At 65.6% G+C, this 16,566-nt stretch carries 13 protein-coding genes; 11 read left to right on the top strand and 2 right to left on the bottom strand.

Features of this window, described 5'->3' with window-relative positions; translation table 11 throughout:
• The first annotated feature begins 3 nt into the window (after positions 1 to 3).
• From ACG00Y_RS01190 to ACG00Y_RS01165, 6 genes are all read left to right on the top strand, one after another.
• Positions 4 to 1,200: a TIGR03087 family PEP-CTERM/XrtA system glycosyltransferase gene (locus ACG00Y_RS01190; protein ID WP_394475434.1), complete on the top strand. Its 1,197-nt coding sequence runs from the start codon at positions 4 to 6 to the stop codon at positions 1,198 to 1,200.
• Positions 1,194 to 2,756 carry an exosortase A gene (gene xrtA / locus ACG00Y_RS01185; protein WP_394475433.1) on the top strand — a complete coding sequence of 521 codons (1,563 nt, stop codon included), beginning with the start codon at positions 1,194 to 1,196 and terminating at the stop codon, positions 2,754 to 2,756. The genes ACG00Y_RS01190 and xrtA overlap by 7 nt, the downstream gene beginning before the upstream one ends.
• 44 nt (positions 2,757 to 2,800) lie before the next feature.
• Entirely contained in the window at positions 2,801 to 4,081 is a 1,281-nt protein-coding gene (locus ACG00Y_RS01180) for a nucleotide sugar dehydrogenase (protein WP_394475432.1), read from the top strand.
• A gap of 319 nt (positions 4,082 to 4,400) precedes the next feature.
• Positions 4,401 to 5,990: a hypothetical protein gene (locus tag ACG00Y_RS01175; RefSeq protein WP_394475431.1), complete on the top strand. Its 1,590-nt coding sequence runs from the start codon at positions 4,401 to 4,403 to the stop codon at positions 5,988 to 5,990.
• An 8-nt stretch (positions 5,991 to 5,998) separates the two neighbouring features.
• Positions 5,999 to 7,168, top strand: a complete 1,170-nt coding sequence (locus ACG00Y_RS01170) for a TIGR03088 family PEP-CTERM/XrtA system glycosyltransferase (protein WP_394475430.1) — start codon at positions 5,999 to 6,001, stop codon at positions 7,166 to 7,168.
• Positions 7,169 to 7,276: 108 nt separating this feature from the next.
• The gene (locus tag ACG00Y_RS01165; RefSeq protein WP_394475429.1) at positions 7,277 to 8,791 is read left to right on the top strand and encodes an ArnT family glycosyltransferase; all 1,515 of its coding nucleotides are present in this window, start codon (positions 7,277 to 7,279) and stop codon (positions 8,789 to 8,791) included.
• On the opposite strand, the gene ACG00Y_RS01160 is transcribed toward ACG00Y_RS01165, so the two are convergent.
• Together ACG00Y_RS01160 and ACG00Y_RS01155 are read right to left on the bottom strand one after the other, a co-directional pair.
• Positions 8,774 to 9,253 carry a glycosyltransferase family protein gene (locus tag ACG00Y_RS01160; RefSeq protein ID WP_394475428.1) on the bottom strand — a complete coding sequence of 160 codons (480 nt, stop codon included), beginning with the start codon at positions 9,251 to 9,253 and terminating at the stop codon, positions 8,774 to 8,776. The genes ACG00Y_RS01165 and ACG00Y_RS01160 overlap by 18 nt on opposite strands.
• An 84-nt stretch (positions 9,254 to 9,337) precedes the next feature.
• Complete coding sequence (locus ACG00Y_RS01155) at positions 9,338 to 9,739, bottom strand: GtrA family protein (protein ID WP_394475427.1); 402 nt, start codon at positions 9,737 to 9,739, stop codon at positions 9,338 to 9,340.
• A 241-nt stretch (positions 9,740 to 9,980) separates the two neighbouring features.
• Here ACG00Y_RS01155 and ACG00Y_RS01150 point away from each other — a divergent pair, with 241 nt between their 5' ends.
• From ACG00Y_RS01150 to ACG00Y_RS01130, 5 genes are all read left to right on the top strand, one after another.
• Positions 9,981 to 10,970 carry a glycosyltransferase gene (locus ACG00Y_RS01150; protein WP_394475425.1) on the top strand — a complete coding sequence of 330 codons (990 nt, stop codon included), beginning with the start codon at positions 9,981 to 9,983 and terminating at the stop codon, positions 10,968 to 10,970.
• Complete coding sequence (locus tag ACG00Y_RS01145) at positions 10,970 to 11,926, top strand: NAD-dependent epimerase/dehydratase family protein (RefSeq protein WP_394475424.1); 957 nt, start codon at positions 10,970 to 10,972, stop codon at positions 11,924 to 11,926. The genes ACG00Y_RS01150 and ACG00Y_RS01145 overlap by 1 nt, the downstream gene beginning before the upstream one ends.
• Before the next feature lie 169 nt (positions 11,927 to 12,095).
• Positions 12,096 to 14,021 carry an XrtA/PEP-CTERM system amidotransferase gene (locus tag ACG00Y_RS01140; protein WP_394475423.1) on the top strand — a complete coding sequence of 642 codons (1,926 nt, stop codon included), beginning with the start codon at positions 12,096 to 12,098 and terminating at the stop codon, positions 14,019 to 14,021.
• 19 nt (positions 14,022 to 14,040) lie between these two features.
• A complete protein-coding gene (locus ACG00Y_RS01135) occupies positions 14,041 to 15,357 on the top strand; it encodes a nucleotide sugar dehydrogenase (protein WP_394475422.1) in 1,317 nt (438 codons plus the stop codon).
• Complete coding sequence (locus ACG00Y_RS01130) at positions 15,354 to 16,565, top strand: glycosyltransferase family 4 protein (RefSeq protein ID WP_394475421.1); 1,212 nt, start codon at positions 15,354 to 15,356, stop codon at positions 16,563 to 16,565. Before ACG00Y_RS01135 ends, ACG00Y_RS01130 begins: the two co-directional genes overlap by 4 nt.
• Position 16,566 lies beyond the last annotated feature (1 nt).

Raw genomic sequence — 16,566 nt, 5'->3', positions numbered from 1 at the left:
CGCTTGAAGATCCTCTACCTCGTCCACCGCCTGCCTTTCCCGCCCAACAAGGGCGACAAGGTGCGCTCCTACCATCTGCTCAGGCATCTGGCGGCGCGGCACGAGGTTCATCTCGGCACTTTCATCGACGATCCCGACGACGAGCAGCATCTGCCGCGCGTGCGCGAGCTGTGCGCCAGCCTGCATGTGGCGCGCTTGACGCCGCGCATCGCCAAACTGCTGAGCCTGCGCGGCCTGCTGAGCGGCGAGGCTTTGAGCCTGCCCTACTACCGCGACACCGGCTTGCAGGCCTGGGTGGACGAGACGGCCGCACGTGTCGGCTTCGACGCCGTCGTCGTCTTCAGCGGCGTGATGGCGCAGTACGCCGGTGGCCTGAGGAACGTGAAGACGTTGGTTGATTTCGTCGACGTCGACTCGGCCAAGTGGCGCGACTACGCGCCCGAGCACGCCTGGCCGATGTCCTGGCTGTACCGGCGCGAGTTCAGCAAGCTGCTGGGCTTCGAGCAGCGCGTGGCGCGGGAGGCTGCGTGCAGCTTCTTCGTCACCGACAACGAGGTCGCGCTGTTCCGCGACCTCAGTCCCGGCCAGTCATTCAAGCTTGCGGCGCTGGGCAACGGCGTGGACGCCGAGTTCTTCGCGCCCGATGTGGCCCGCGCCAGTCCGTTCACGGTCGCCGAACTGCCCCTGGTCTTCACCGGCGCCATGGACTATTGGCCCAACGTGGATGCGGTGAGCTGGTTCGTGGCCGACATGCTGCCGGCGCTGCGCCAACGCTTCCCGGCGCTGCGCTTCCACATCGTCGGCCGCAGCCCGGCGCCGGCTGTGCAGGCGCTGGCCGGTGAGGCCGTCAACGTGACCGGCACGGTGCCCGATGTGCGGCCCTATCTGCAGCATGCAGCCGCCGTGGTCGCGCCGCTGCGGCTGGCGCGTGGCCTCCAGAACAAGGTGCTGGAGGCCATGGCCATGGCCCGGCCGGTGGTGGCCGCCGGCAGCTGCGTGCGTGCCATCACGCAAAGGGCCCAACCCGGCCTGCAGCCCGCCGACGACGTCGCGGGCTATCTGGAGCGACTCGGCGCATTGCTGGCGGACCGCGTGGCTGCCGACGACACCGGCCGTAGCGCGCGTGCTTTCGTCCTTGGCGCCTACAGCTGGGAAGCCCATCTGGCCGGCCTTGATCACCATCTGGAAGCGACATGCTGAACCTGCCCAAGCCCTGGCGGCTGCCTCTGCTCGGCCTGTTGCTGGCCTGGACGCTGCTTGCAGCCTTGTACTGGGACACCGGCGCGGCCATGGTGTTCATCTGGAACCGCTCCGAGACCTTCGCCCATGCCTGGGTGGTGCCGCCCATCTCGGCTTGGCTGGTGTGGCGGCTGCGCACCGACCTGGCCGTGCTGTCGCCCCGGCCGGCGCTGCGCTGGCTGTGGCTGATGCCGCCGTTGGGGCTGCTGTGGCTGCTGGGTGAGCTGGCGGCGGCCAATGCGCCGACGCAGTTTGCGCTGGTCGGCATGTTCGTGCTGATGGTGCCTGCGCTGCTCGGCACCGAGGTCGCGCGCCGCGTCGCCTTCCCGCTCGGCTTCCTGTTTTTCGCTGTGCCCTTCGGTGATTTCCTGACGCCCTGGCTGATGGACCGCACCGCCGACTTCACCGTCATCGCGCTGCGCGCCACCGGCATCCCGGTGTTCCGCGAGGCGTTGCAGTTCGTCATCCCCACGGGCTCCTGGTCGGTCGTGCAGGCCTGCAGCGGCATCCGCTACCTGATGGCCTCGGTCATGGTCGGCACGCTGTTCGCGTACCTGAACTACCGCTCACATACCAAGCGCTGGGTCTTCGTTGGCGTCGCCATCGTCACGCCACTGGTGGCCAACTGGCTGCGGGCGTACATGATCGTCATGCTGGGCCATCTGTCGGGCAACGAGCTGGCCGTCGGGGTGGACCACCTCATCTACGGCTGGGTGTTCTTCGGCATCATCATGCTGGCGATGTTCATGATTGGCGCGCGCTGGACCGACGCTGACCCCGAGCCTCAGCCAGCGCCTGCGGGTGCGGATGCGGCACGGGTGGCTTCGCCGGCGCGCTGGTCGGGTGCCTGCGCGCTGGTGCTGCTGCTGCTGGCTCTGCCGCCGGTCTTGCGCGCACAGTCAGCGCGTGCGGGCTCGCACGCCGAGCCGGTGCTAGCGGCTCCCGCGCTGCCGGGGTGGACCTGGCAGGCCGGGCCGTTGACGAGTTGGAGTCCGCAATTCGAGAACCCGGCGGCGGCGCTGCATGGCCGCTTCGTGCCCGATGCTGGTGGTTCGACGGTTGGTGTCTACATCGGCTACTACCGTGACCAGCGCCAAGGCCGCCAGCTAGTGACCTCGGTAAACCGGCTCGTCAATGACGATACCAACGACGGGTGGACGCAGACGGCCGCCGGCCAGGCCGCTGTCGACTCTCAAGCCTGGCGTACCGGCGAACTGCGCGGGCAGGCGCTGCGCCAGGTCGTCGGCGGCGGTGCGGAGGCGCCGCGGCTGCGCGTCTGGCAGGTGTACTGGATCAACGGTCGGCCCTTCATCAGCGACTGGCAGGCCAAGCTCCATGGCGCCTGGCAGAGCCTGCTCGGACAGGGCGACGACGCAGCCGTCGTGCTCGTCTATGCCGACAAGTCGACGGCCGGCCCCGACGACGCCGTCCTGCGTGATTTTCTGCGCGCGCACTGGGTCACACTGGACACCGCTTTGCGTGGGGTCCGCGACCGCGACGCTGCGCGTCAGCATTAACAATCGCACGCCGTCCACAGAATCATAGCAACGAGAAACGACCCATGAACACGCTCGCAGTCATCGGCCTCGGATACGTCGGCCTGCCCCTGGTGGTGGAGTTCGGCAAGCAAGTCCGCACCATCGGTTTTGATATTGCCAAGAGCAAGGTGGAGGCCTGCCAGCGCGGCACCGACCCCAGCCGCGAGCTGAGCGACGAGGAAGTTCAGGCCGCCACCCACGCGGTCTACACCGATGACCCGGCGCTGCTGGCGGAGGCGGATGTGATTATCGTCGCCGTGCCCACGCCGGTGGACGAGGCCCATATCCCCGATTTCCGCCCGTTGATCGGCTCCAGCATCAGCGTGGGCCGCAACATGAAGAAGGGCGCCGTCGTCGTCTACGAGAGCACCGTCTACCCCGGCGCGACGGAGGAGGTCTGCATCCCTGTGCTGGAGCGCGAGTCCGGGCTGAAGTGGAAGCAGGATTTCTTCGTCGGCTACAGCCCCGAGCGCATCAACCCGGGCGACAAGGAACACACGCTGACCAAGATCCTGAAGATCGTCTCCGGCGACACGCCCGAGACGCTGGACGCGGTCGCCAAGGTCTACGAGATGATCGTTGAGCCGGGCGTGCACCGCGCCTCCAGCATCAAGGCCGCCGAGGCCGCCAAGGTCATCGAGAACACACAACGCGACCTCAACATCGCGCTGATGAACGAGCTGGCCATCATCTTCGACAAGCTCGGCATCGACACCTCCGAGGTGCTGGAGGCCGCCGGCACGAAGTGGAACTTCCTGAAATTCAAGCCAGGCCTGGTGGGTGGCCATTGCATCGGCGTGGACCCTTACTACCTTACTCACAAGGCCGACATGCTGGGCTACCACCCGCAGGTCATCCTGGCGGGGCGGCGCATCAACGATGGCATGGGCAAGTTCATCGCCGAGCAGACCATCAAGCACATGATCGCCAGCGGCAGCTACATCAAGGGCGCCCGCGTCAATGTGCTGGGCCTCACCTTCAAGGAGAACTGCGGCGACCTGCGCAACTCCAAGGTCATCGACATCATCAACGAGCTGAAGAGCTATGGCGTCGAGGTCTTCGTGACCGACGCCCAGGCCGAGGCTGATGAGGCACTGCATGAGTACGGCGTGCGCCTGATGCCTTTCGACGACCTGCCGCGCGCCGATGCCATCGTCGCTGCCGTGTCGCACCGCGAGTACGCCGCGCTGAGCGTTGAGGACATCGGCAAGAAGCTGGTCAAGGGCGGCGCCTTCATCGACGTGAAGGCCGCTTTCGATAGCAAGGCGCTACAGGACGCAGGCTTCCGTCTCTGGCGCCTATGAAAGCCGGCCAGCGAGCGTTGTTTGCGATCGCGCGTGGGCGACCACTGTTTCCAGGCATTGGTTTGCGGTCATGCCCGGTTGGGTTCGCGTAGATTCCTCGGTGCGGCCAGCGTGGTCGTCGACCGCGCCAGCCGTGCTCCACGGCGCACCGCTTAATATCCGCGAAGCCCATACACTGAGCAGGTCGTGAGTGAGCCGTCGCGCGTAGGTGTGGTTTGCAGATGTATCAATCAAGTCCTTTCCGAGAACTTGCCAAGTGTGCAGGGGATAACGGCAAAACTTGGGATTCTCTCGTGCGACTGCGCGGCCAAGGAATATGATGAGTGCAATGGTTCGGGTTGGAAAATCATGGGCGATTGTGCTCACTGCAATCGCCCTTGTGTGCGTCTTCGCACTCTCGCTGCCAGTCTGGCAAATTCATGACGATGTTTACTATTCCATGATCGCGCAGGGGTGGGGGATAGTTTCATCCCCTTCCGCAGATATTCCATTCATGCACCCGGGCGTTGGCATGCTGGCCGCCGGCCTGACTAGGGTGACGGGCGGTCCGGGGTATGCGATCGTCATTTATACGCTGCTGGTTGTGGGTTTGGTGACCGGACTCACTGCGATGATTCGGCTGCGCGTTGGCCAAGCGGTGTGCTTTCTGTTCTCTGTTGCATCGCTGCCCCTTTTCCTGATTCCGCAATATACGGTCGTTGCCGGATATCTGGCCCTGATGGCGCTCCTCCTGTTGGCCTCAGACGGCCGCCGGCCCGCCGTCATTGGGGCATTGCTGCTGTTTTTTTTCAGTGCGGCGTTGAGAGTGGAGATGGCTATCTTGGCCATCGCGGTGGGAGCGCCGTTTATTTTCGCTGCGCAGAGGGGAAAACCCGGGCGCCACTTGCAAGCGATCACTATCGGCCTAGGTATTGGTGTCGCCATAGGTGTTGCGGCCTTGTCTGTGGCTCCAATGAGAAGTCCGGCGCTCGTTACCTTCGATAGTGCGCATGCGCCGCTTGTGCCATTCGTTGATTACGGGCTGGCTTCAATTCGACAGGAAAAGACCAATGACCCGGCGATACCTCCGCTCGATGCGACCGAGCGGGAGTTGTTGTCCCAGTGGTTTCTGGCTGATTCCTCGTTGTTCACTCCGGAGCGGCTCGACGCAATTGCTGCATCGGTAAGTTGGCAGGATCGGATCCGCAGCTCCCGCTGGAAGGCGCGGGATCATGTGGCGCACCTTCACGAATTTGTCTATTTCTGGTTGCTGCTGGCGGTGGTTTTCATGGCCTCATTTTCCGCTCGCCCGATAGCCATACTTTTGTCCGTTACCATCTTTATAGGTGCGGATTTGCTATTTTCCTGTCTCGGTAGACCGTTTCCGGAGCGGGTGGGGCTGGGGCTAGCGGTTGGTGTGTTCTCGCTCACTTTGGTCCATGTCGCTCAGGGCGCGATGCGAATAAGGCGAGCCTGGATATTTGCGGGCGTCGCCATTCTTCAGCTGATCACGCTCGGCTGTCTCTACAAGGAACATTACCGGGCCAAGGACTGGGATGTTGAGGCAGTGAGAGGCCACCTTCGGCTGCATGCCGCTGAGGTCGTGTATTTCCAGACTAGCCATTTGCCGTTGCAGACACTGTTCAAGCCCTTGGCGAACGAACCCACTCCAGTTCCTCTCTTGGTCAGCTTGGGTGGCATGTTCAATCATCCTGCACGACATATTTTCGAAGACGCCCAGGGCTGTACGTTCGCGGAATGTCTGCGGAGTGGGCGCGTGATAAAGATTTATGCCAGTGACACCTATCTGAAGATGCTGGCGCGATACGCTCTTTGGAAATTTGGCCGCCCCTTGGAGGTATTGCGTAGCGAAGAAATCGGCAAAGTGCGCTTCCATGAGGTTCGCCTCGTCAACCCGGCAGCGCAGTAGGGGCGTCGTTGAAAGCCCCGACCGAAATTGCCGGCTGCGGTGCAGCGAACTCGCGGCCCGTCGTTGTGCATGTACTCCATCGCTTCGACACCGGCGGGCTGGAGAACGGGGTCGTGAACCTCATCAACCATATGCCAGCGTTCCGGCATGTAGTCGTCGCCGTGACGGAGATCACCGCTTTCAAGGAGCGGGTGAAGGCGCCGGGAACGCAGTTCATTGCACTGCAAAAGCCGCCCGGCCAAGGGTTCTGGCTTTACCCTCGGTTTTACAAGCTGTTGCGCGAGTTGCGCCCCGATATCGTGCACACACGTAACCTGGGCGCGATGGAGTTCCAGTGGCCCGCTTGGGCTGCAGGTGTGCCGCTGCGAATCCACAGCGAGCATGGCTGGGACGTGAACGACCTGGGCGGCGTCAGCCGTGTTAATCAACGCTTGCGCCGGATTTACGGAGTCGGGACACACCGTTTCGTGGCGTTGTCCCAGGTTATCGAAGGCTATCTGACAGGGCCGGTTGGCTTCCCGCCTGACCGGGTGCTGCGCATTTGCAATGGTGTGGATACAAAGCGCTTCGTGCCAGCGGACGTCGTCCCCGAGCACTGGCCCTACCGGCGCCAGCAGCATGTCGTCATTGGTGCCGTGGGCCGCATGCAGGCCGTAAAGGACCCGCTCAACCTTGTCGATGCCTTCCTGCGGCTGCGTGAGCTCTGCCCCGGGGATTGGCAGAGGTTGCGTCTCGTCATGCTGGGTGGCGGGCCGTTGCTGGATGCGGCGCGCGAGCGGCTGTCGCAGGCCGGTGCGGCGGGCCAGTCTTGGCTGCCCGGTGACCGTTCCGACATCCCGGATCTCTTGCCACAGTTCGACATCTTCGCGCTGCCCTCCCAGGCCGAGGGGATCAGCAACACGCTGCTCGAAGCCATGGCCTGCGGCTGCGCACCTGTGGTGACCGATGTGGGCGGCAACGCGGAACTGGTGGAGCAGGGCGTCAATGGGCTGCTGGTGCCGTCTCAAGATAGCGCCACATTGGCAGCAGCGCTGGCACGACTGGTGTGTGAGCCAGAGTTGCGCGCGCGGCTGGCGTCTGCGTCGCTTGCGCGCGTGCGAGCGCAGTTCAGCCTCGACGGTATGGTGGCTGCCTATGCTGCCCTTTACACAGGCCTCACAACAGCGGATGAGGCTTAGCGGTGCGCAACTGTCCCGGTAAACGCCTGCCGCTCACCGCCTCGCCGCATCCCGTCCTCTTAAATCGCTGAGTGCGTACTCCTGCCCTTCAATGCAACGGCCTCACACATGAGACTCAACAAGCTTTCGCCGCTTTTGACAGTTCACGCGATCATTGTTGCGGCGTTCTGCCTGATCTTCCTGGCTGGTGCGGTGCTGTTGACCGTTGAGCCTGACGAGGTCTGGAACCTCATGAGCACCATGAAGGCGTTCGGCTTGCCGCAGCCGCCCACCAGCGCCCTGGACGCGCCAGTGACAACGACTGGAGGATTGCACGCGTTACTGCACGGCCTCGTTGCGTTGGTTCACAGCGGCGACATTCTGTTGCATCGGCTGGTGTCGGTTGTGGCCGCCTTGTGCCTGCTGGCCCTGGTGTACAGGACGCTGCGGCGCCACGTTGGCAACTCGGCGCTGGCGGCGGCCGGTACGGCAGTGTTCGTCACGGCGCCTGGCTTCCTGCTCCAGGCATCGCTCGCCACGTCGGAAATCATAGCCACGATGGTGTTCTTGCTCGCTGCACTCTATTGGGTGGGTCCTGGCCACCGGAGCGCTGTCGGTGCGCTGGCAGCCGGGGTCCTGTTCGGCCTGGCTTGTGCAACGCGCATGACCTGCCTTTCTATGTTGCCGGCGCTGCTACTTTGGGCCGTTTTTGCCGGTCGCGGATGGCCGGTTCGCCTGGCCCATGCTCTGCTGGCTGTGGCCACGGCTGGCAGTGTTTTTGCCGCGTGTGTCGCTGGCTACGTGGTGGCGTTCGCTGATGTTCCTTGGCACGACGCGGTGGCTGCGGCGGGCAGTGCCAGCGGCGTCGCTCGCGGCTATGACGGTGTGCTGCTTCGCCTGAACTACGCCGTTGTCGGCGAGGGCGTGATGCCAGTGTTGGCACTCCTTGCCCTGACCGGTTGGATCTGCAGCCGGCTCGTTGCGCAGCGCGAGGGCGACGCCACGCTTCAGTTGTGCAGTTTCCTGCTGTTCGCCGGCCTTTCAGGCTGGCTGGCTTGGCTCGTCAAGGCACCGATCTCGCATGTCCGCTATCTCTGGCCGGCTATTCCGTTGCTTTGGTTGGCCGGCCTTCTCTTGGCCGCCTCCGCACTGGCGCGCGCCGAGCGGCCGCGCGTGTTGTGGATTGCCCACGCGGTAGTCGTCGCTTCGTGTGCCGTGCAGGGCCTGCTCAACGTGCGAATGTTGGCGGTGGGAGAGTCGCTGATGCTTGTGTACGAAGCGGCCCGCAGGACCCCGCTGTCGCGGCCTGGGTCTTACGGTGTGCCGCGTGCCAACCAGGAGGCCATGGCCCGTCACCTTGCCGAACTGCCAAGTACTGCAAACGTGACCGCCTTCCTCCCTCAGGCAGCCTATCCGCTGACATATCTCGGCGGCCGTACCGTCGGGAGGTGGCAGGTCACGCAAGGTGCATCAGCTGACGATTACCAGTTGGTGCAACCCACAGATCCGATTTGGGTCGGTGACTGGGACCGCATTGGCTGGGTAAAGACCCATATGACTCTCGAGCAGGCCTACGGCGATTACGCGCTGTATCGCGGTCGTGGCGTCAGAACTCCCGGAGCACGATCACCGGGAGTCGACTGAACGTGAAGTTGCGGGCCGGCTGGAAGCTACGGCTAGCAGGTCTGCATCGCAGCGATTGCCATCGTTGTCGGCGGCAACCAGGAACTGTTGGAGGGCGAGGCCGACGGTTGGTTTGTTGGGTAAGCGTTCCGCCAACTCATCTTCCCCGTCGATCCTGACGCTGAGAACCTTGTTCGCACAGCAACTGCGAATGCGGTGAAGGTGAATGGATCGACTTCGGATGCAGGACGGCCTGGGGCACGTGACGGCGATCGAGCGCCGGGCAAGAAGGCTTGATGCCGCAAGGCGTCCGCGGGCCAGCGTCTCGATTGGCGCCCGGGCTCCGTCTCGGCTGCCGTCGTCGATGTAGTAGGCGGAGCTGACCTGCGCAATCAGCCCATCGGCTTTCAACTCGGCGAGCAGCGCGCCCAGGCGGCTTGCCGTCTCGTGCAGCAGGGCCTCCTCGTTGTAACAGGGCAGCACGACGTTGACGACCGGTGCCGAGCCAGCGACCCAACTGGTGCAGGGGAAACGTTGGGGGCGACCAATTCCATGGCGGGCCAGAAGTCAATGTCTGCGGAACACCCAGAGGTGGCCGAGGGCGAAATTGGCGGCCAGCACACCGGCGGTGGCGATGAGTTGGGCCAGCACGGCATGCATGCCCAGCGATACGGCGATGCGCAGCAGCACAGCGTTCATCGCACAGCCCAGCACCACCATGGCCGCAAAGCGCAACTGCTGGCCACGATCGCGTGTGTGGTTGCTCTGGGCGGCGAAGGTGAGGCGCGCGTTGGCCCAGTAGTTGAAGACCGCGCTGATCAGGAAGCCGATCGTCGACGCAGCCACCAGGTCCAGCCCTGCGGCCAGCGCCAGCAGTGTCGCAATGGCGTACTGCAGCGCCGTGGCGAGTGCGCCGACAGACAGGAAGGAGAACAGCTGGGCGATCAAGGCAGGGGCGATGCGGTGCAAGGCAGCAGCGGACAGCGTCGAAGTATCGGCGCTCGCGATACGGTGCCGTTCCTGCTGACTGGGGATGCATCCCTTGGACGGGGGGGTGACCCATGCCCCACGTCACGGTACGTGCGTCAGCTTGCCGGGCGCGTCACCAAGCTCGGTAAGAATCCGTGCTTTCGCGCGCTGCGCCGGAATGCGGTCCACCCGGACCGCCACTCTCGGGCGGAGCGACCAACACATGGAGGGGTGTGAGCGTATGAATGAACCGGCCCTGGTGCCGGACGCCTTGCGCGTCTCGGTCGTCATCCCCGTCTATCGCGGTGCCAAGAGCCTGCCGACGCTGATCGGCGAGCTGATGCCGTTGACGCAGGTCGGGCGCACGCCGTCGGGCGTGGCCTATCGCGTCTGCGAGATCCTGCTGGTGCACGACTGCGGGCCGGACGGCTCGGATCAGACCATCGAGGCACTGGCTCGCGAGCACCCCGAGGTGCGCCCGGTCTGGCTGTCCCGCAACTTCGGCCAGCATGCCGCCACGCTGGCCGGCATCGCCGGCGCGGTTGGCAACTGGATCGCGACGCTGGACGAAGACGGCCAGCAGAACCCGGCCGATCTGCCGCGCATGCTGGACACCGCGCTGACCGGTCGCCACCAGTTGGTCTATGCCGAGCCGACCAACCCGCCACCACACGGCGTATTGCGCAATGCGGCCAGCCGCCTCGCCAAGTCCGTCAGCGTGCGCATGCTGGGCAATGCGGTGATGGGGCGCTTCAATAGCTACCGCCTCATAGACGGAGAGATCGCCCGTTCGCTCGCGGCCTATTGCGGCTACGGCGTGTACTTGGACGTCGGCTTGTCCTGGCTGACGATGCGCGTTGGACATTGCCCTGTGCACGTGCGGGAGGAGTCGGACCGGCCTTCGGGCTATTCGTTGCTCAAGCTTGTAGGCCACTTCTGGGCACTGGTGTTGACCAGCGGCACCCGTCCGCTGCGCCTCATCACGTTGGCGGGCGGGTTGTCGGTGCTCGCAGCCTTAGGGCTGATGCTGTGGGTGCTGATCAGCAAACTGTTGGGCGGTATCCCGGTGCAGGGCTGGGCGTCCCTCGTCATCGTCGTGTCCTTCTTCAGCGGCGCGATGCTGATGGCGCTGGGCGTCATCGCCGAGTACCTGGCGGTCACGATGGGCATTGCAATGGGTCGGCCGCTCTACGTGGTGAGCAGCAAGCCCACGCGGCCGCCCACCGAGTGATGCGCCAGGCGGTCTGGGTGGTCGGCGCGGGTGGGCTGCTGGGCAGCGCGCTTGTGCGTGCACTCGGCCGGGTGGACGGTGCCCTGCTGCATGCCGTCGAGCAACGCCTGGCCTGGGGGCGCAACGACCTGCTGGCCGCACAGCTGGACCGCGAGGTGCAGGCCTTCGCCCGCGCTGCAGAGCGGGCCGGGCGTTGGCTGCTGGTCTGGGCGGCCGGCGTGGGCTCGATGTCCAGCGATGCGGCCAGCCTGGGCCTGGAGGCGCAGGCCCTCGATCTGCTGCTGGAGCGCCTGGCGGCGGACTTGGCGCTGCGTGCTACGCCGGGCTGCCTGGTGCTGGCCAGTTCCGCCGGGGCCATCTACGGCCAGTCGAGCGAGGACGTCATCAGCGAAAGCAGCGCGGCCGCCCCGGGCACGGCCTATGCAGCGCACAAGCTGCGCCTGGAGGCTAAAGTCTGCCTTGCCATTGAGGCTCAGCCTGGTTGGGCGGCCCTGCTGGCGCGCTATTCGACGCTGTACGGCACAGGCCAGTCGCGTGACAAGGCGCAAGGCCTGATCAGCCAGCTGGCGCGGCGCATCGTGGCCAACGAGGTGGTGCACATCTACGTGCCGCTGGACACCATCCGTGACTACATCTTTGCCGACGACGCAGCCGACCGCACGCTGGCTGCAGTGCACGACCTGTGGGACCGAGCGGGCGAGGTCGTCTTGAAGATCATCGCTGCCGAGCAGGCCGTCAGCATCGCCCAACTCGTCGGCGTGTTCCGCCGCGTGTCGCGCCGGCCGGTGCGCCTCGTCACGTCGGTGAACAACTTGTCGCCGCTTTACGTGCGCTGCATCCGCTTCAGGTCCGACGAGCCCGCCGGCCAGCCGCATGCAAGCGGCCGCTGCCTTCACATCGGCATCCATCAAGTGCTGGAGGCAGAACGGACGGCGAGCTTCCATCGCCAGCACTGACCCCCGGCCCTCCGGCATCCCCCGGCCAGGGGGATAACCCGTGCCCCAGATCACACTGGATGCGTTCAATCGCCGGAGCGCATCACCAAGCTCGGTAAGAATCCGCCTTTGCCTGCACCCGTCGGCGTCAGGCTTCCTCCCTTCGATTGGCTGAACCAGGTCTCAACCCATGTGCGGCATCACCGGTCTGTTCGACACCCGCGGCCAGCGCGTCCCCGAGCGCGCGCGCCTGCAGCGGATGAACGAGTCCCAGCATCATCGCGGGCCTGACGAAGGCGACCTGCACATCGAGCCCGGTGTGGGCTTCGGTCACCGGCGCCTGTCGGTCATCGACATCGCTACCGGCCAGCAGCCCATCTTCAACGATGACAAGACGGTGGCCCTGGTCTTCAACGGCGAGGTCTACAACTACCTGGAGCTGATGGACGAGCTGCGCGGCCATGGCTATGTGTTCCGCACCAAGAGTGATTCGGAGGCCATCGTGCGCGCCTGGGAGCACTGGGGCGAGGACTGTGTGCACCACTTGCGCGGCATGTTCGCCTTCATGGTCCACGACCGCCGTCGCGACTGCCTTTTCATGGCCCGCGACCGCCTGGGCGTGAAGCCGCTGCACTACGCGCTCACCGAGGACGGCTGGCTGCTGTTCGGCTCCGAGCTGAAGAGCCTGATGGCCCACGGCGGACTGCGCCAGGAGATCGACCCGCGTTCTGTGGAGGCCTATTTCGCGCTCGGCTACGTGCCCGACCCGGCCACCATCTACAAGCACGCCAAGAAGCTGGCACCCGGCCACCGCCTGCTCGTCAAGCGCGGTCAGGCTGTGGGCACGCCGCAGCGCTACTGGGACGTGAACTTCACGCTGGATGCCAAGATCGGCGAGGAAGAGGCGGCCGAGGAGTTGCGGCGCCAGCTATCCGAATCCGTCAAGCTGCGCCTGAAGGCGGAGGTGCCGCTGGGTGCCTTTTTGTCGGGCGGCGTGGACTCCAGCGCCGTCGTCGCGGCGATGGCGCAGCTGGACGACCAGCCCGTCAACACCTGCTCCATCGGCTTCGACGACCCGAAGTTCAACGAGACGCAGTTCGCGCAGCAGGTGGCGGACCGCTACCGCACCAACCACCGCGTCGAGACCGTCAGCAGCGACGACTTCGGCCTGGTGGACCTGCTCGCCCACCTCTACGACGAGCCCTATGCCGACTCGTCCGCCATCCCCACCTACCGCGTCTGCGAGCTGGCCCGCAAGCATGTGACAGTGGCGCTCAGTGGCGACGGCGGCGACGAGAGCCTCGGCGGCTACCGCCGCTACAAGATGCATATGGCCGAGGAGCGCATGCGCCGCGCCTTCCCGTTGGCTCTGCGGCGTGGTGTCTTCGGGCCGCTGGCCAAGGTCTACCCCAAGGCCGACTGGGCGCCGCGCGTGTTCCGCGCCAAGACCACTTTCCAGGCCATCGCGCGCAATTCCGTCGACGCTTACTTCAACACCATGGGCCTGGTGCGCGACCCGCTGCGCCACGAGCTGTTCAGCGACGGCTTTAAGCGCGAGCTGCAGGGTTGGCATGCCAGCGAGGTCTTCCACGAGCATGCGCAGCGCGCGAACACGGACGACCCGCTGGCCCTCATCCAGTACCTCGACATCCACACCTATCTGCCGGGCGACATCAACACCAAGGTCGACCGCGCCAGCATGGCCCACAGCCTGGAAGTGCGCGAGCCGCTGATGGACCACAAGCTCGTCGAGTGGGTGGCCACGCTGCCGTCCGACCTGAAGCTGCGCGGCCAGGAGGGCAAGTACATCTTCAAGAAGGCGCTGGAGCCCATGCTGCCCAACGACGTGCTCTACCGGCCCAAGATGGGCTTCGCAGTGCCGCTGGCGCGATGGCTGCGCGGCCCGCTGCGCGAGCAGACCCGCCAGGCCCTGCAGCACGGCGCGCTGGCGCAGACAGGCTGGTTCAATGCCGATGTCATCTCACGCCTGCTGGACCAGCACGAGCGCGGCGCGATGGACCATGCGCAGCCGCTCTGGGTGCTGCTGATGTTCGACGCCTTCCTGCGCAATGCGGGCCTCGGTACCGCTGCCGTGCCCGCGCGCGCCGCAGCCTGAAGAAATCACAAGGAAGAACATGAAGGTTTCGGTTTTCGGTCTCGGCTATGTCGGTGCGGTGTCCTGTGCCTGCCTGCCCGAACTTGGTCACGATGTCGTCGGCGTCGACATCAACCCGCTCAAGGTCGAGCTGATCGCGTCCGGCCAGTCGCCGGTGGTGGAGGAGGGCATCGAGGAGCTGATCGGTGCCGCCGTCAAGGCCGGCAAGCTGACGGCCACGCGCGACGTCGCCGCCGCCGTGCGTGACACCGAGATCTCGCTGATCTCCGTTGCCACGCCGTCGCTGCCTAACTACATGCCAGACCTGACCGCGCTGGACGCGGTCGTCGGCCAGATCGGCGCCGAAATCGCCAAGAAGGGCGGCCAGCACACGCTGGTCATCCGCAGCACCGTCGCACCCGGCACCACGCGGGCGCGCATCGCACCGCTGCTGGAGAAGGCCGCCGGCCGCAAGATCGGCGACCGCCTGTCGCTGGTCTTCAACCCCGAGTTCCTGCGCGAGGGCTCGTCGGTCTCTGACTTCCACAACCCGCCGCAGACCATCGTCGGCAGCTTGGACGAAGCCGGCGTCGAGGTCATGAAGCGGCTGTATGCCGGCGTGCCGGGCAACTTCGTCGCGGCCGACGTCGGCGTGGCCGAGTCGGTCAAATACCTTTGCAACGTCTTCCATGCGCTGAAGATCGTCTTCGCCAACGAAGCCGGCGCGGTGCTGAAGGAGACGGGCCTGGACTCGCGCGACGTGCTGGAGCTGTTCTGCCGTGACACCCAGCTCAACATCTCCAAGGCCTATCTGCGCCCCGGCTTCGCCTTCGGCGGCTCCTGCCTGCCCAAGGAGGTCAAGGGCTTCCTGACCATCGCCCGCGAGCGCGGCGTGGACATCCCCGTGCTGGGCGCGCTGCTGGACAGCAATGACGCCCACATCGGCCGTGCCTACGAGCTGATCGCTGCCGCCGGCCGCAAGCCTGTGGCGCTGTTCGGCCTGGCCTTCAAGCCGGGCACCGACGACCTGCGCGACTCGCCGCTGGTCGTGCTGGCCGAGAAGCTGCTCGGCAAGGGCTTCGACCTGGCGATCTACGACAAGTTCGTCAAGATCGCGCGGCTGCTGGGCAAGAACAAGGAATACATCGACCGCGAGATTCCTCACCTCGACAAGCTGCTGCACGAGACGCCCGACGCGGCGCTGGCACGCGCCGAGATCGTCGTCGTGGGCCATGCGGACGCCGAGACGCGCCAGCGCATCATCGCGCTGGCCAAGGGTGCCCGTGTCGTGGACTTGAATGGTTATGCCGATCTGCGCGACGCTGGATTTGCGCAGTACGAGGGCATCTGCTGGTGAGCCTGAAGGAGCGTCGGCTCAAGATCGCGTTCATCTCGCCGGTCTTCCTGTTCCCGGCTGATGCCGGCGGCAAGATCCGCACGGGCAACATCCTGCGCGGCCTGAAGGAGAGCGGCCGGTTCGAGATCACGCTGGTATCGCCGGCCACGCCCGAGCAGCAGCGCGAATGGCAGGGCGAGCTGGAACGGCAATGCGACCGCTTCATCGGCTGGGCGCCGAGCGCCGTGCGCCCGCGCTGGCAGCGGGCGCCCGACCTGCTGTCGGCCTTGCCCATCAACGTCGCAGCCGACCGCACGCCGGCGGCCGTCGGGGCGGTAGAGAAGCTGCTCGCCGCTGAGCGCTTTGACGTCGTCGTGTTCGACTTTGTCCACGCCGCCGTGCTGCGTCCGGCCAGCCTCAAGGGCGCCACGGTCTGCTTCACGCACAACGTCGAGGCCGAGATCTTCGAGCGTCACGCCAAGACGGCCGCGAGCGCGCCGCTGCGCTGGCTGTGGGCCTCGCAGGCCGCCAAGATGCGCCGCTTCGAGCGCGAAGCGCTGGCGAGCTTCACGCGTATCGTCGCCGTGTCCGAGCGCGACGCGAAGAAGTTCGCCGCCGATGGCCTGACGACCGCGCGCGCCATCCCGACCGGCGTGGACCTCGACTTCTTCTTCTGGCAGACGCCCGCCGATGGCAGCCCCACAGTCGTCTTCACCGGCTCGATGGACTGGGAGGCCAATGTCGACGGCATCCGCTTCTACATCGAGGAGGTGTGGCCGCTGGTGCGCGCCAAGGTGCCGAACGCGCAGTTGCGCGTCGTCGGCAAGAACCCGCCCGCGTCGCTGGTGCAGCGCAATGTGCAGGGCGTGAGCTTCACCGGCTTCGTCGACGACGTGCGCGACCATGTGCGTGACGCCCAGGCCTTCGTCATCCCGCTGCGTGTCGGCGGCGGCACCCGCATCAAGGCCTTCGAGGCGATGGCGATGGGGCTGCCGGTCGTGTCGACGACCATCGGCATCGAGGGCCTGGATGTCGACGACGGCACCCACTTCCTGCGCGCCGATGGCGCCGAGGCATTGGCCAGCGCGACGCTGAAGCTGATTGCCGATGGCACGCTGCGCCTGAAGCTGTCGCGCGCCGCTCGCGAACTGGTGGAGGCTCGCTTCGGCCATCGCGTCGCGGCCGATGTGTTTGGCCGCATCCTGGTTGAAGCGGTGGAGGCGTCGTGAA

The sequence above is a fragment of the Pelomonas parva genome, assembly GCF_043555835.1.
Lineage (GTDB): Bacteria > Pseudomonadota > Gammaproteobacteria > Burkholderiales > Burkholderiaceae_C > Pelomonas > Pelomonas parva.
This window is presented reverse-complemented; position numbering and strand designations above follow the sequence as displayed.

What these genes read in the sequence shown, in the direction of transcription:
- xrtA (WP_394475433.1), top strand. Translation starts at nt 1,194, where the DNA reads ATGCTGAACCTGCCCAAGCCCTGGCGGCTGCCTCTGCTCGGCCTGTTG.
- ACG00Y_RS01180 (WP_394475432.1), top strand. Translation starts at nt 2,801, where the DNA reads ATGAACACGCTCGCAGTCATCGGCCTCGGATACGTCGGCCTGCCCCTG.
- ACG00Y_RS01175 (WP_394475431.1), top strand. Translation starts at nt 4,401, where the DNA reads ATGAGTGCAATGGTTCGGGTTGGAAAATCATGGGCGATTGTGCTCACT.
- ACG00Y_RS01165 (WP_394475429.1), top strand. Translation starts at nt 7,277, where the DNA reads ATGAGACTCAACAAGCTTTCGCCGCTTTTGACAGTTCACGCGATCATT.
- ACG00Y_RS01150 (WP_394475425.1), top strand. Translation starts at nt 9,981, where the DNA reads ATGAATGAACCGGCCCTGGTGCCGGACGCCTTGCGCGTCTCGGTCGTC.
- ACG00Y_RS01145 (WP_394475424.1), top strand. Translation starts at nt 10,970, where the DNA reads ATGCGCCAGGCGGTCTGGGTGGTCGGCGCGGGTGGGCTGCTGGGCAGC.
- ACG00Y_RS01140 (WP_394475423.1), top strand. Translation starts at nt 12,096, where the DNA reads ATGTGCGGCATCACCGGTCTGTTCGACACCCGCGGCCAGCGCGTCCCC.
- ACG00Y_RS01135 (WP_394475422.1), top strand. Translation starts at nt 14,041, where the DNA reads ATGAAGGTTTCGGTTTTCGGTCTCGGCTATGTCGGTGCGGTGTCCTGT.